We start from the raw sequence: 13,887 nt of genomic DNA on the forward strand, positions 1-13,887 counted from the left end.
AGGCCGCCAGGACCGCCCGGGCTGTCAGACCGCCCGAGCCGCCGAGGCTGCCGGAGCTGCCAGGGCTGCCAGGGCTGCCAGGGCTGCCAGGGCTGCCAGGGCTGCCAGGGCTGCCAGGGCTGCCAGGGTGACCAACGCCGGATCCTGCCCGAGGGGAGCGGAGTCTCGGCCCGCGTCAAACCGCGGCGGCCGGGACCACCAGGACCGCCGGGGCGACCAACGCCGGACCCTGCCCGAGGGGGGCGGGGTCCCGGTCCGGGTCAGATCGCAGCGGCCGGGACGGCCGGGGCCGTCAGGACCACCAGGGCCACCGGGGCCACCGGGGCCGGGCCCTGCCCGGGGAGCGGGGCCCCGGCCCGCGTCAAACCGCGGCGGCGGGGGCGACCAGTGCCGGATCCTGCCCGGAACGACGCAGCGCCTCCGCGACGAACCCGGACGCCACCAACTCGGCCACGAGTTCACTGAGGAACCGCGTGGTCTCCGGGCTCCGCTCCTTCGTCGTGCCCATGGCCTGCCGGATCGTCATGAACGCGGGCTCCAGCAGGCGCAGTTCGCCGTGCCGGGCCACGTGCGCGGTCATCGGCTGCCGGATCCCGGCCGCCACGTCCAGCCCCTCGGCATGGAACACATCCACCCCGTCGACCCCACGCACCACAGTGGCGTGCCGGAGAGCACGGCTCAGATACAGGTCGTACGCGGACCCCTTCTTGACACCGACGCGCACCCCGGCACCATCCACATCGGCGGCAGAGGCGAACCCCGAGCCCACCGGCACCGCGTACACCCCCTCGATGTGCACATACGGCGGACTGAACGACACCTCCTCCTCACGGTCCGGATCCACGGCAAGGAAACACAGGTCGGCACGGCCCTCGGCCATCGCGGCGTACGACTTACGAGCCGCGTCGAAACAGACGAACCGCACGCGCAGCCCCAACCGCGCCCCCACCTCCCGAGCCAGCGCGACCGCGACCCCCGCCGGCTCCTCCGGGGTGCCCTGAGCGAGCACCGGATTACCCAGGTTGATGGAGGCCCGCAGCACGCCCGTGGGGGCCAGGTCACGCGCGATCTCGGTATCTATGAGCGTCATGGCCCGAGCGTAGGCGCCCGCTGCTCAACCACTCACGGCGGAAACCTTCAAGGGCAGGCAACGGAGAGCGCGCCCACATGCGCACGCGCGCCTGAACACACCTCACCGACGCCCCATAAGAACCGGGCCCGATCCGCGAGAGCCAACACGGATGCGGCATAGCTCCAGCACCCTGCCCGTGGGCATCTGACGAACCATCGGTTCAGTGGCGGCGAAGCTGCGCGAAAGCCGTTCGAGCGGTAGGCGCGTACGGCAACTTCCGCGGTGTCCGGACCGACCAGGCTCACACCAAGAGAATGCCCACCGCCTCGCGCCGGGGACCGGCACCAGGCGGCCCTCAACACGTCCGCCCCTCAACGGGGCCCGCCCGTAATCCGAACGGGGTCTTTTGCCGCACGAATGAAGCTCTCTGTCGGCGGTGGTGGGTAAAGTACCTCCGCGCAATTCCGGAACTAGGCATTCCGGCATTGCAAGGGGCGCAAACCCCTGGCAAATGTCCACAAAATGACATGAGTGCACTTGTGCGTTAGGTCACCCTTAGATGGTGACGTGTGTCACACAGCTGGGGTGAGTAGCCCCAATGAGCTGGAACCTTGCCAGTTTCTCCGAGATGACCCCACGGACCGACCCGCGAACTCCCGGTACACACGGCTCGCGACACAGGGCAAGATGGGGGCATCACCGCGGGGGCTTGTGACTGCCATCACATGACGGGCGCAGGGCTTGCATACGCGGCGGTAATCCGCACTCGGACACAGAAGAGGCCCTGCCTGTCGCCCGCGAAGCTCTAGGCAGGGCCTTACATCAGCACCTCATCCGTGTGCAGCGTTGCCCCGACCTCCTAGGTCGGGGCTTTCGCGTCAAAAGGGCCAGTGGTCTCTCACGATCCGGTAGAGCGTGTAGACCGGCCCCAGCCAGCGAGCCGCCCGATCAGACTTGTCCCGCTCGCTGCAACGGCAGTGCCCCTGCGGCTGTTTGACCATAGGGATCCACCCCTTTCTGGGCCCACGACCATCGTGGACCCCCGGGGGGTACACAAGGAGCGTTTGAGCCCGGGGTGGATTGATAGCGGCACCCTACCCAAGAGCCGCTCACATGCGGGCCGGTCAATTCCGCACCGTTGAAGGGGAAACCAGGCACTCCGTGCCAAAGGAGCCCCGCAAACGCGGCACACTGTCGCATCGCCCATGGCCAGAACTACCCCACGCCGCCGTGGATCTTGCCGATACGTTCCGAAGTCGCCCCTGGTTCCCGGCACTTGAGTAGCGCAAATCACATTCGACATCTTGTGGTCCAGGAACGTCGTGCGGCCCAGAGGCATCAGCCCTCAAGATCCCCGAGGCTTTCGGCGAGCGGAACCAGCCCCGCTGGAACTCTTTGCCGCCAACCGCAGGCGACGCGGTCGCCCGACCACACAGCTCTGGCTACACAGGAAAGTTGGGACGTTCCTGTCCAGGGAAGGGCCGACCCGTGAAACTGACGATCAACTTGGCGGTTCTGCTGGCTGTCATCCTCGTCGTGCTCATACGCCGACGCGTACAGGCCAGAAGCCGGGCCGACCAGACGATGGTCCTGGCCATAGCGGTGGTGTTCGGGGTACTGGTCGCTCCGACCGACTTCGGACAGGGGATCCTGCGCACCGTGTCCGACATCGCGGAGAGCGTCTCCGATGCGGGCACCCCTTGAGTGCGGCGCGGCGAGTGGCCATGCGGGCTTCCAGGGCCTGACTTCGTCTTCGTCGCCGCTCTGGAGACCGGCCATGCTCCAGGCCGTTCCGTGGCCGGCCCCGAAGCGCCCACGGACGAAGGCCCGTTCGCCTGCCCATGCCCCCACAGCCTGCCGACCGCTGACCACCCGACAACGCGTTGATCGTCGAGTTCGGGGGTTGCGGCGCTACGACCAGGTGAGGTGCTGGGGCTCCGCCGGCCCGACTACACGCTCCCGGCCTCCGGGTGGAGCCGCATGAACTCGCAGAGACCCGTCCCATCGCGGGAAAGGCGTGGCCGGACCTGGCGAGGCACACGACGGTGCAGCCCGAGGCAGCGGGACCACAGGGAGATGCGCATCGTGCCGATACCGCCCCCGCTGGTGTGGCTGCTCCGCGAGCACGTGAAAAAGTTCGGCACGGCGAAGGACAGTCGTCTGTTCTCACGCGGTCGCCGCCCGCGCCGTACACGCGGTGGACGTACTGCTGAAGATCTACGCGAAGTGCATCGACGGCCAGGAGCAGGCACCCGGATCCTGTAAGAGCTCGGCGAGGAGTGAAGCAAACAGAAACCGCACGGCTAGAGAGGCCCTCCTGCGCATGCTCGTTGTGAGTTCCAGATGGCGCCCCTGATGATGTGCCGGTGGGGGATTGGAGCGATCTCATAAGCCAAGCTGTGAGTGCCCTGGCGGGGACTCTGGTAGGCGGTTTGATTACTGTCCTGGTCGCTCGATGGCAAACGGTTAAGACGATCACTGCACAAGAAGAGCTCGCAGCTGCGCAGCAGTCCGCTGCCGCTCGCTTGGCGCGCATGGAGCGGGAGCGAGAGCGGGCTTCCACCGCTGCCAGTCAGTTGCTGCAGACGTTGGCCACCTTGTACGCCTGGCTGCCGTCCTTGCCGGATGTGTCCAAGGAGGCACCTCGACTGAGCACGCATGCTCGGGACCAATGCCGTGCCGCGCTGGAGCAGCTACGTCGAGGAATGATGACCGATCTTCCTCTGATCGATGAGACTGAAGCCCGTGCCCGGTACAGGACGCTCGTGAAGCTCTCATATGACGTCGGGTGGCGAGGCAGAGGCTGTGGGCACGGTGGCAGAGCCGTGAGGGACCTCTGTGGCTACATGCGGTACGTGCAGTCCTCACTCGAAGCCGTCATAGACGGAACATCACTGCCTGAGCATGAGGAGCCGCCGGCCCTCGATCGCCCCGGCGTCGAGGCCTGGAGGTCGGAGCAGGTGCCGGATGACTGGACCGATCCGGCAGACGAGAGCTGATCCTGCCCATGCACCGGAGCTGAGACAGACGGTGAATGGGTAAAGATCCGAGGGGGACCCACTCGAAGATCAACACCATAGTCCAGCGTGACTACAGGCGAACGCCTGCTTCCGGTGACACCTGCCCGCACAAACGCGAAGACCCCGTCCTCAGCGAAGTCGCTGGTGGCGGGGTCTACAGGCACCTCATACAGGGTGCCCCCGGCAGGATTCGAACCTGCGCACACGGCTCCGGAGGCCGTTGCTCTATCCCCTGAGCTACGGGGGCGTGTCGGTCGCGGTGTTCGCGGCGACGGGTAGAACCCTACCAGCTCTTCGGTGGTCCTCAGGAATGGGTTCGCGGGCGGCGCCCGGGAGGTCGTGGCGGGCGCCGCTTCGCAGGTCAGGGCTTGCGGCCGACGCCGGCGTAGGCGTCCACCTCCGTGGTGGTGTCGGTGGTCGGCTCGGGGCGCCAGCGAGTGACCTGGGAGACGCCCGGGTCGGCCAGGGTGAGGCCGTCGAAGAAGCCGGTGATCTCCTCGACGCTGCGGACGTAGTACGGGATCGCGCCGCTCTGGTTGTAGGCGTTCGACGCCGCGATCATGCCGTCGCTGGTGGCGGTGGAGTCGCTTATCACCAGGTAGCTGCCGGAGGGCAGGCCCGCCATCAGGCGGCTGACCAGGTCGCGGGCCTGGTCGTAGGACTCGACGTGCCCCAGGGTGTTCAGGATCATGAGCGCGACCGGCTGCGAGAGGTCCAGCGTCTTGGCGGCCTCGGTGAGGATCGCCTCCGGCTCGTACATGTTCGCGTCGATGTACGCCGTCTCGCCCTCGGGCGTGCTCGTGAGCAGGGCCCGGGCGTGGGCGAGGACCAGCGGGTCGTTGTCCACGTACACGATGCGGGCGTCGGGGGCGACGCGCTGGGCGACCTCGTGGGTGTTGTCGGCGGTCGGAAGGCCCGTGCCGATGTCCAGGAACTGGCGGATGCCCTGCTCCCCCGCCAGGTGGCGGACCGCGCGGCCGAGGAAGAGGCGGCTGGTGCGGGCCACGTCGACGAGGCCGGGGAAGATCTCCTTGATCTGGTCGCCCAGCTCCCGGTCCTTCTCGTAGTTGTCCTTGCCGCCCACGAAGTAGTTCCAGAAGCGTGCCGAGTGCGGCTTGCTCGTGTCGATCCGCGCGCGTATCTCCGCGGACGAGTCGAGTCTGGGGTCGGAACCGGTCACGGGGGACCTCCTGCGGTGCGTGGGCCTGTCGATCTCTTGCTGAGTTATCGGTGTCACACGATGTCGATCGGTTTCGCGCGACCTCGATCGGTGTCGATTGGTGTCGATCGGTTTCGCGCGACCCCAATCGGTGTCGATCGGTGCTGCGGCACATCGTGCCCGTCGTCACGTCGTGCACGTCGTCACGTCGTGCACGTGGTCACGTCGCACACGCCGTACACGCCGTACACGCCGCGCACGTCGCGCACGTCGCGCACGTCGCGCACATCCTTGCCGCTCGCATCAATTGAATCGTGGATCAAAGTAGCAACTGTGCCGCGCGGTGCAGTCGTTGCCTTCCCCGTCCGCCGGATCCGGTGGCCTACTCAGGGCCGGCCGAGTAGGCGTACGGATGTCGGGGGCGCGGGGCGGCCGGGACGCTTGGCGGCATGACGAAACCTCTGCGGAACCTCAAGTGGGCAGTGCTCCGGGGCCTGTTGCGCACGGTCGGGCGGGCCTCCGAGGGCATTCGTGTCGGGTATCGGCACGGCTTCGACAGCGGCACGATGCTCGACTACGTGTACGTGAACCGGGCGCGCGGCGCGCTCGGCGTCGGGCGTCTCGTCGACCGGGTCTATCTCGACGCCGTCGGCTGGCGTGCCATCCGCGCCCGCCGGGACCTCCTCCAGCGGGTGCTGCGCGAGCAGGTCGAAAGCCGTCCCGGGCGGCCCGTCCGCGTTCTCGACGTGGCCGCGGGGCCCGGCCGCTACCTCCATGACCTGGCGGCGGACTACGGGCCCGAGCGGGTGCGGGTGGTCTGCCGGGACCTCGCGGAGGCCGGGCTGCGCCGGGGCGAGTCGCTGGCGCGGGCGCGGGGGCTCACGAACGTCTCGTACGAGACCGGGGACGCGTTCGACCCCGAGCCGCTTCGGGACGGCGGGGCGCCGGACGTCATCGTGGTCTCCGGCCTGTACGAGCTGCTGCTGGAGGACGACACCGTCCGTACGTCCATCAAGCGGCTGCGCGGGCTGCTCGCGCCGGGCGGCGTGCTCGTCTGCACGACCCAGACCCGGCACCCCCAGCTGGACTTCATCGCGAACGTGCTGCCCAACCGGGAGGGGCGGCTGTGGGTCATGAAGTGCCGCAACGTGGCCCTTACGGAGGGCTGGGCGCGGGAGGCGGGGTTCGGGAACGTGCGGAGCCGGCGGGAGGAGGTGGGGTTGTTCGCCGTGACGGTGTGCGCGGAGGCGGTGTGAAGGGGGCGGTGTGAAGGGGGCGGTGTGAAGGGGGCGGTGTGAAGGGGGCCGGCCGGCCGCCGGGCCCGGGGCCCGGCGGTCAGGGCCTAGGACGCGCGGCGCTTCGCCGTCGCCTTCTTCGCCGTCGTCGTCTTCTTGGCCGTCGTCGACTTCCTGGCTCCCGTGGCCTTCGTGGCTCCCGTCGTCTTCTTGGCCGTGGATTTCGCCGTGGACTTCGTGGCCGTCGCCGTCTTCTTCGCGGTGCTCTTCTTCGACGTGCTCTTCTTCGGGGCGGCGGCGGCCGTCGTCTTCTTCGCCGACGTGGACTTCTTGCCGCCGACCTGCTTGGGGGCCGCGGGGGCGGACTTGCGGGGCGAGGTCCTGGCGCGGCGGGAGGGCAGGTCCGTGACCTCGGCCTCCTTGCCGTCCTCCGCTTCGCCGCGGGCCGTGCGGGCGGCGCGGACGCTGCTCTCCAGGGCGGCCATCAAGTCGATGACCTTGCCGCCGCGGGGCTCGGCGGCGGGTTCGGGGGCGGTGGTCGTACCGCCCTCGACCTTCGCGGCGATCATCTCCTCCACGGCTGCGCGGTAGTCGTCGTGGAGCGAGTCGAGGTCGACCTCGCCGAGGGTGTCCATCAGGGCGTCCGCGAGGTCGAGTTCGGCGTCGCGGACCGTGACGCTCGCGTCGGGGGCGACGCTGTCGGTGGCCCGGATCTCGTCCGGCCACAGCAGGCCGTGCATGGCGATGACGTCGTCGACGACCCGCAGCATGCCGAGCCGTTCGCGCCCGCGCAGCGCGAACTTGGCGATGGCCACGCGGTCGCTGCGCTTGAGGGCCTCGCGCAGCAGGGTGTAGGGCTTGGCGGCGGGCACTCCGTTGGCCGAGAGGTAGTACGCCGTGTCCATCTGGAGCGGGTCGATGCGGTCCGCCGGGACGAACGAGACGATCTCGATGGTCTTCGCGGTCGGGATCGGCAGCGCGGCCAGGTCGTCCTCGGTGATCGGGATGACCGAGCCGTCCGCGTCCTCGTACCCCTTGCCGATCTCGGAGGTCGGGACCTCGCGGTCCTCCAGCTCGCAGACCTTGCGGTAGCGGATGCGGCCGCCGTCCTCCGTGTGGATCTGGCGGAAGGAGATCGAGTGGCTCTCCGTGGCGTTCACCAGCTTGATCGGGATGCTGACCAGGCCGAAGGAGATGGCGCCGTTCCATATGGAGCGCATGTGGTGCACCTTTCGACGCGTTTTGCCATGTTTTATCGTGTTCGCCTGGCTCGCTCGCCCTTGTAAGTACTTATAAGTCTTGGCAGCCTTATCAGCCTTGCCAGCCTTGTCAGCCTTGTCAGCCTTGTCAGCCTTGTGCCGTGATTCGTGGGATTCTCATCGTATGACGCCCATCACGGAGGTGGAGGGGCGACGGCTCGCGCTCAGCAACCTCGACAAGGTGCTGTATCCGGCGAGCGGCTTCACCAAGGGCGAGGTCCTGCACTACTGCGCGACCGCCGCTGACGTGCTGCTGCCCGAGTTGCGCGACCGGCCGGTGTCGTTCCTGCGCTTCCCGGACGGCCCCGAGGGGCAGCTCTTCTTCACCAAGAACGTGCTGCCCGGTACGCCCGACTGGGTGCGGACGGCCGAGGTGCCGAGGTCCGAGGGGCCCGCCCGGCAGATCCTCGTACAGGACCTGCCGACGCTGATGTGGGCGGCGAACCTGGTGACGGAGTTCCACACGCCGCAGTGGCGGGCGGACGCGCCGGGGCTCGCTGACCGGCTGGTGCTCGACCTCGACCCGGGGCCGCCCGCGACCGTGGTGGAGGCGTGCTCGGCGGCGCTGTGGCTGCGGGAGCACCTGGTCGCGGACGGGTTCGAGGTGTTCGCGAAGACGTCAGGGAGCAAGGGGCTGCACCTCGTCGTGCCGCTGGAGCCGGTCGCTTCCGCGCGGGTCACGGCGTACGCGAAGGACCTTGCGGTGGCGGCGGAGCGGGCGCTGCCGGAGCTGGTGGTGCACCGGATGACGCGGAGTCTGCGGCCGGGGAAGGTGTTCGTGGACTTCAGCCAGAACGCGGCGGCGAAGACGACGGCGACGGCCTACACACTGCGGGCGCGGGGGGAGCCGACGGTTTCGGCGCCCGTGACGTGGGACGAGGTGGAGGAGTGCCACGGCCTCGGGGACGCCGGGCTCCTCGTCTTCCGGGCCCCGGACATGGCGGCCCGGCTGCGCCGGGTGGGCGACCTGTTCGCGGCCCTGCGGGAGCCCGGGCGGGCGGCCCGGCTGCCCGGCGCCTGAGCTGCTCGGCGCCTGAGCTGTGCGGATGCCCGGCACCCGGGCGGCAGGGCGGCGGAGGGGCGGAGCGGCGGAGCGGCGGGGCGGCGGGGCCCTGGTCGCACGGTTGCTCAGCACCCTTGGCGGGCCCGGGTCGCACGGTTGCTCGGCACCGAGGGCTGCGCCCCCGCCGAACGACGGCCCACAGCCGGCGAGGGCAGGCGCGCCCGGCCGGAAGGCCCCGGCCCTACACCCGATGCCACACGTGCCGGTCGCGCGCCAAGGCGTGCAGCGCCTCCACGTCCGCCGGCTTCAGGACACCCCCCGCGCGGGCGAGCCCGGGCAGGTCGGGCTCGGCGAGCACACGGACCTCGCGTGGCTCCGCCGCGACCTCGACGGACACCGCGCCGACGGGTACGAGGACGGCCCGGACCTCGGCGGTGAGGGCGAAGGAGGCCCGCGCGGCGTCGGCGCGCAGCTCCCGCAGGAGCGGGGCGGGCCGGGCGCGGCCGACCGTCACCAGGGGGTCGGTCACCCGGACCCGCTGCCGCCGGGCGGGCACCGCGCGGACGCAGAAGAGCCCCCCGGGCCCGATGAGGAGGTGGTGGATGCGGGCCCCGCCGGGCAGGCCGACGGAGTGCAGCGTGTGCCAGCCCACGGCGTCGAGCCGGTCGAGGGCCTCGCCGACGGCGACCTCGGCGGCGAGGGCCCGGCTCCGGGGGTCGGACCGCAGCTTGCGGGCCGACGGCGGGTCGCGTTCGAGCTGGACGCGCAGCGTTTCCCCCGGCCGGTTCGGCGCGAGGTCGTCGTCGGGGTGGAGGGAGAGCCGGGCCAGCTCGGCGGGGGTGGGCACGGGCGGGGGCCCGACCGCGACGTTCCCGGTGAGGAAGGGGGCGAGGACGTGCAGGACGTCCTCCTCCTCGGCCGCGCTGAGCAGGTTCACACGGGCGGTCTCGCGGTCGTACCAGGCCACGTTCCTGCCGTCCGCCCGGCACACGTAGAGCCGCTCCTGACCGTGCCGGAACGCCGGTACGACACGCAGTCCGCTCATCCCCATCACCCCACCGACCATGGGAACAGCCCGGACGCGCCTGCGGCAAGAAGCTGACGGGGCCACGCGGAAGTTGATGCCCGTTCGCCCCGGGTTCGCCCTGCTGGGACGGGTCCGTGCACGGCGCCCCTCCTGTCCCGTAACGGCACCGCTCGCACAGCTATGGCGCTCTGTTACACATCCGCCGAACCGCCGCAATGGCGGGCGCCTAGCGTCGTAGCCGTCATCGCCTCCGGGGCCGCGACCCCGGATCCCCGCCCCAGCCCGCCGGGCCCACGGGCCCCCTCCGCACGAGCGCAAGGAACGTACCGTGAGCCGTCCCCGCCGCACCGCCGCCTTCCGTACCGCCGCCGTCGCCGTGCTCGCGGGCGGCGCGCTGCTCGTTCCCGCCACCGGCGCGCTCGCCGCGGCGCCCGCCCCCGTGGCCTCCCCCACCACCGCTCCCCAGCACACCGGTAAGGCCGTCACGCCCAAGGGCGGCGTCCGCGCCGGCGCCGACGGGCTGCGCGACGCCGGGAACCCCGCGTTCCTCGCGGCGGGCGGCGCCATGGCCGCCGCCGGTGCCGCGGGCCTCGGCTTCGCGATGCTCCGCCGCGGCCGCACCGAGGACTGAACCCCGGCCCTTTCCCCGCCCAGGAGCACCAGCAGCACCAGGAGCCCTCTATGACCACCCCCGCCACCAGGCCTCCCGAGGAGATGCCCGCGCCCGGACCCACCCCCGCGCGGCGCCGCACGGGGCGCATCGCGGCGGCCGCGGCCCTCACCGCAGCCGTCGGTGTCGGGCTCATCGCCTGCGGCCAGGGCGGCCACACCGCCGCCGCCCCCGACGTGACCGTCAAGAACGCGGCGACCACGCGGGCCAAGCAGGCCCCGGCGCCCCTGGCGGAGTCGAGGCCGACCGGTCTGCGGATCCCGGCGGCCGGTGTCGACGCCTCCCGGATGCTGGACCTCGGCATCGGCGCGGACGGGCAACTGGAGGTGCCGCCGGTCGCGAAGGCGGAGGTGCCGGGCTGGTGGACGGGCGGCGTGACGCCCGGCCAGCGGGGCGCGGCCGTGCTCGTCGCGCACTACGACACCGCGAACGGACCGGCGTTGATGCGGAACGTGGCCCGGGTGAAGGTCGGCGACGCCATCATGGTGCCGCGCGCGGACGGCAGCACGGCGTCGTTCCGGGTACGCGAGATCCAGCAGGTCGACAAGGAAGACTTTCCAACCCATAAGGTGTACGGAACGACCGACCGGCCGGAGCTGCGCCTGCTGACGTGCGGCGGCCCGATCAGGAACGGTCACCGCGCCGACAACATCATTCTCTACGCCGACCTCGTGCGGTGACCAGGCCCCCCTCGCTCCTGGCTCCGCGCGTCTCACCATCGCCCTTGGCCCGCAGGAGTGCCGTTGAACCGCAGCCGACGCGGCCGCAACCGCCGCAACGCGCTCGCCGCAGCCGCTCTCGCGCTGTGCGCGGGCGCGCTCGCCGCGGGCTGCGGCGACCCGGGCGACCTGCGCAGCGCGGGCGCGACACCCACGGCCGTCGGCCCCACCCGCCTCTGGCCCGACCTGCCGCCCGCGTCCTCGCCGCTCGGTGACTACGGCACGGCCGACACCGAGGAGGTCAAGGGGGTGAAGGTGCCCGGTGGCGACCTGCACAAGGTGGACCCCGTCGACATCGTCAAGGCACAGGCCGCCGCGCACCCCGACGACTACAGCGGCCCGTCCGCGCTCTACAAGGAAACCGTCGACGCCCTGGAGGACTGCGGCGAGAAGGGCAAGGAGTGCCCGGTCCTCAAGGCGTACTTCCGCGACTTCACCGGTGACGGGAAGGACGACATGGTCATCGGCATCCGCATGCCCGAGGAGCAGCTGGCCATCCGCGTCTACGCCATGGAGAAGGGCCATCTGACACAGATCATGGGCACCTCCGACGCCGTGCTCGGCGTGGAGCTGGCCGGGCGCGACCTGGTGCTCCGGGCGGCCTCCGACATCCCGGGCTACGAGTACCGCACCGCCTGGTCCTGGGACCGGCACCAGCGCGCGATGCTGCCGACCCGCGACGAGTTCCTGCGCTCGTCCGACGCGCCGCGGCCCAAGGGCGTGCGCAGCCCCGCGCCGGAGGTGACCGAGTTCCCCGCCGAGGAGGCCCCCGCCCCTGTCCCCGGCCCCAGCTCCGACGCCCGCCCCGACGCGGGCGAAGGCGGGGACGCGGGCGAAGGCGGGGACGCGGGCGAATGACCAGCCTCCGCAGACCGCGCCTGCCCCGGCTCCCCGTGCTCCTGCCCGCCTGGACCGCGACGCTGACGTGGAAGGCCGCGGTGTTCATCGCCGTGATGTGCTGCGCCCTCGCGGCGCTGCTCGGCGTGCTCGTGCACGTGGCCGTGACGAACCAGACCGTGGGCCAGGCCCGGGAGCGCGCCCTGTCCCGGCTCGACGAGGCCACCAAGAGTTACGAGGCGGGCGGGCGCCTCGGCCCCGGCGCGGGCCTCGACCCGCCCGGCCTGCCGGACCGCCTCCGTGACCTCGCCGTGGCCGGTGAGCGCGGCACGATGGTCGGCGACCACGACCGGACGCCCACGGTGTGGGCGGCGGGCCCCGCGGACGGCGGCCGGGCCATCGCCGTGGAGGTCGACTACGCGCAGGGCGCCCGCACCATCGACGGCCTCGACCGGGCGATCCTGGGCTCGTCCGTGCTCGCGATCGGCGCGACCCTGCTGGTCGGGGCGTTCGCGGTGACGCGCGTGACGCGGCGCCTGCATCTGACGGCCCGGGTCGCGCGCCGCATCAGCGCGGGCGACCTGGACGCGCGCGTGCGTGACCCGCGCACCCGCGACCCCGGCCGCCACCAGGACGAGGTGGCCACGGTGTCCGGGGCCCTGGACACCATGGCCTCCTCGCTCCAGGGCAAGCTCCTGAGCGAGCAGCGGTTCACCGCGGACGTGGCGCACGAGCTGCGCACCCCGCTGACCGGCCTGCACGCGGCGGCCGAGCTGCTGCCGCCGGGCCGCCCGACCGAGCTGGTCCGGGACCGGGTGGCCGCGCTGCGCACGCTCACCGAGGACCTCCTGGAGATCTCCCGGCTCGACACGCGCAACGAACGCGTGGACCTGGACGCGGTGCGGCTCGCTCCCCTGGCGGAGCGCGTGGTGCGCGCCTCGGGCGCCGATGTGGACCTGACCGTCGTACGCGACCTCGTGGTGGACACCGACGGGCGGCGCCTGGAGCGGGTGCTCGGCAACCTCGTCGCGAACGCCCTGAAGCACGGGGCCCCGCCGGTGTCCCTGACCGTGGACGGGCCGGTGATCACCGTGCGGGACCACGGCCCCGGCTTCCCCGGCTACCTGGTGGAACACGGCCCGCAGCGCTTCCGCACGGAGGGCACCACCAAGGGCCACGGCCTCGGCCTGACCATCGCGCTCGGCCAGGCGCGGATGGTCGGGGCGACCCTCACCTTCACCAATGTGGAGCAAGGGACGGGAGCGGTCGCGACGCTCACGCTGCCCTGCGAGGAGCGGCCCGCGGAGGACGATCCGGACGAAGTCCCGGCCTGACGGGGACACCTGACCGCACGTGACCTTTTGCGGTCCCGGGGTGTCGCTTTTAGCGTGAATCGCGGCCTGTGAACCGGCCGTACACCGCACCCCCCCGAGGAGACCCTCATGGCCCTTCGTCCCCGCTCCCTCGCCGTCCGCGCCGGCATAGCCGTCGCCGGTGGCGCGCTCGCCGCCACCACGCTGGCCACCGCCCCGGCCCTCGCGGCCGACGGCAACGAGCACCCCCGTGTCTACAAGGGCAAGGTCACCGCCAAGGGCGGGCTGCTCCTGCGCGACCGGCCCACGCGGGGCAGCCACGTCATCCGGCACGAGCCGTACGGCAAGATCGTGCACATCTTCTGCAAGACGCGCGGCGACCACGTGCGGGGCAACGACCGCTGGTACCTCCTCACGGACGGCACCTGGGCCTGGGGCGCCGCGCACTACATCGCCAACATCGGGCCCGCGCCGCGCTGGTGCTGAGACACGGGGGCCTCAAGCACCCCGGGAGTCACCGGAGCCGCCGGAGCCCAGGCGGGGCATAACCGGACATTAGGCCCGGAGCTTGCT

13 protein-coding genes and 1 tRNA gene are annotated in these 13,887 nt (G+C 71.4%); 9 read left to right on the top strand and 5 right to left on the bottom strand.

Annotated elements, in window-relative coordinates; translation table 11 throughout:
* Positions 1–361 precede the first annotated feature (361 nt).
* Positions 362–1,090: a transporter substrate-binding domain-containing protein gene (locus AC07GB_RS01720; RefSeq protein WP_478841226.1), complete on the bottom strand. Its 729-nt coding sequence runs from the start codon at positions 1,088–1,090 to the stop codon at positions 362–364.
* A gap of 1,470 nt (positions 1,091–2,560) precedes the next feature.
* On the opposite strand from AC07GB_RS01720, the gene AC07GB_RS01725 reads away from it, so the two are divergent.
* Complete coding sequence (locus AC07GB_RS01725; RefSeq protein ID WP_478841227.1) at positions 2,561–2,776, top strand: hypothetical protein; 216 nt, start codon at positions 2,561–2,563, stop codon at positions 2,774–2,776.
* Between the two features lie 1,004 nt (positions 2,777–3,780).
* The gene (locus AC07GB_RS01730; protein ID WP_478841228.1) at positions 3,781–4,071 is read left to right on the top strand and encodes a hypothetical protein; all 291 of its coding nucleotides are present in this window, start codon (positions 3,781–3,783) and stop codon (positions 4,069–4,071) included.
* 196 nt (positions 4,072–4,267) lie between these two features.
* Here AC07GB_RS01730 and AC07GB_RS01735 read toward each other — a convergent pair.
* Together AC07GB_RS01735 and AC07GB_RS01740 are read right to left on the bottom strand one after the other, a co-directional pair.
* Positions 4,268–4,339, bottom strand: a tRNA-Arg gene (locus AC07GB_RS01735).
* A gap of 114 nt (positions 4,340–4,453) precedes the next feature.
* Positions 4,454–5,272 (bottom strand): SAM-dependent methyltransferase, encoded by an 819-nt coding sequence (locus tag AC07GB_RS01740; RefSeq protein WP_478841229.1) that lies wholly within the window; start codon positions 5,270–5,272, stop codon positions 4,454–4,456.
* 428 nt (positions 5,273–5,700) lie between these two features.
* Here AC07GB_RS01740 and AC07GB_RS01745 point away from each other — a divergent pair, with 428 nt between their 5' ends.
* On the top strand, positions 5,701–6,507 hold the full coding sequence (locus AC07GB_RS01745) for a class I SAM-dependent methyltransferase family protein (protein WP_478841230.1): 807 nt from the start codon (positions 5,701–5,703) through the stop codon (positions 6,505–6,507).
* An 86-nt stretch (positions 6,508–6,593) separates the two neighbouring features.
* Here the strand turns inward: AC07GB_RS01745 and ku are convergent, their stop codons facing one another.
* The gene (gene ku / locus AC07GB_RS01750) at positions 6,594–7,706 is read right to left on the bottom strand and encodes a non-homologous end joining protein Ku (RefSeq protein WP_478841231.1); all 1,113 of its coding nucleotides are present in this window, start codon (positions 7,704–7,706) and stop codon (positions 6,594–6,596) included.
* A gap of 163 nt (positions 7,707–7,869) precedes the next feature.
* On the opposite strand from ku, the gene ligD reads away from it, so the two are divergent.
* Positions 7,870–8,766 carry a non-homologous end-joining DNA ligase gene (ligD, locus tag AC07GB_RS01755; protein WP_478841232.1) on the top strand — a complete coding sequence of 299 codons (897 nt, stop codon included), beginning with the start codon at positions 7,870–7,872 and terminating at the stop codon, positions 8,764–8,766.
* A gap of 223 nt (positions 8,767–8,989) precedes the next feature.
* On the opposite strand, the gene AC07GB_RS01760 is transcribed toward ligD, so the two are convergent.
* The gene (locus AC07GB_RS01760; protein WP_478841233.1) at positions 8,990–9,793 is read right to left on the bottom strand and encodes a nuclease-related domain-containing protein; all 804 of its coding nucleotides are present in this window, start codon (positions 9,791–9,793) and stop codon (positions 8,990–8,992) included.
* Positions 9,794–10,103: 310 nt separating this feature from the next.
* On the opposite strand from AC07GB_RS01760, the gene AC07GB_RS01765 reads away from it, so the two are divergent.
* From AC07GB_RS01765 to AC07GB_RS01785, 5 genes are all read left to right on the top strand, one after another.
* The gene (locus tag AC07GB_RS01765) at positions 10,104–10,406 is read left to right on the top strand and encodes a hypothetical protein (RefSeq protein ID WP_478841234.1); all 303 of its coding nucleotides are present in this window, start codon (positions 10,104–10,106) and stop codon (positions 10,404–10,406) included.
* Between the two features lie 83 nt (positions 10,407–10,489).
* The gene (locus AC07GB_RS01770) at positions 10,490–11,125 is read left to right on the top strand and encodes a class F sortase (RefSeq protein WP_478841410.1); all 636 of its coding nucleotides are present in this window, start codon (positions 10,490–10,492) and stop codon (positions 11,123–11,125) included.
* Between the two features lie 57 nt (positions 11,126–11,182).
* On the top strand, positions 11,183–12,022 hold the full coding sequence (locus AC07GB_RS01775) for a hypothetical protein (protein WP_478841235.1): 840 nt from the start codon (positions 11,183–11,185) through the stop codon (positions 12,020–12,022).
* Positions 12,019–13,335, top strand: coding sequence for an ATP-binding protein (locus tag AC07GB_RS01780; protein WP_478841236.1), 1,317 nt, complete (start codon positions 12,019–12,021; stop codon positions 13,333–13,335). The genes AC07GB_RS01775 and AC07GB_RS01780 overlap by 4 nt, the downstream gene beginning before the upstream one ends.
* Before the next feature lie 108 nt (positions 13,336–13,443).
* Positions 13,444–13,800: an SH3 domain-containing protein gene (locus AC07GB_RS01785; RefSeq protein WP_478841237.1), complete on the top strand. Its 357-nt coding sequence runs from the start codon at positions 13,444–13,446 to the stop codon at positions 13,798–13,800.
* Positions 13,801–13,887: the final 87 nt, after the last annotated feature.

Source organism: Streptomyces sp. NPDC045778, assembly GCF_056431945.1.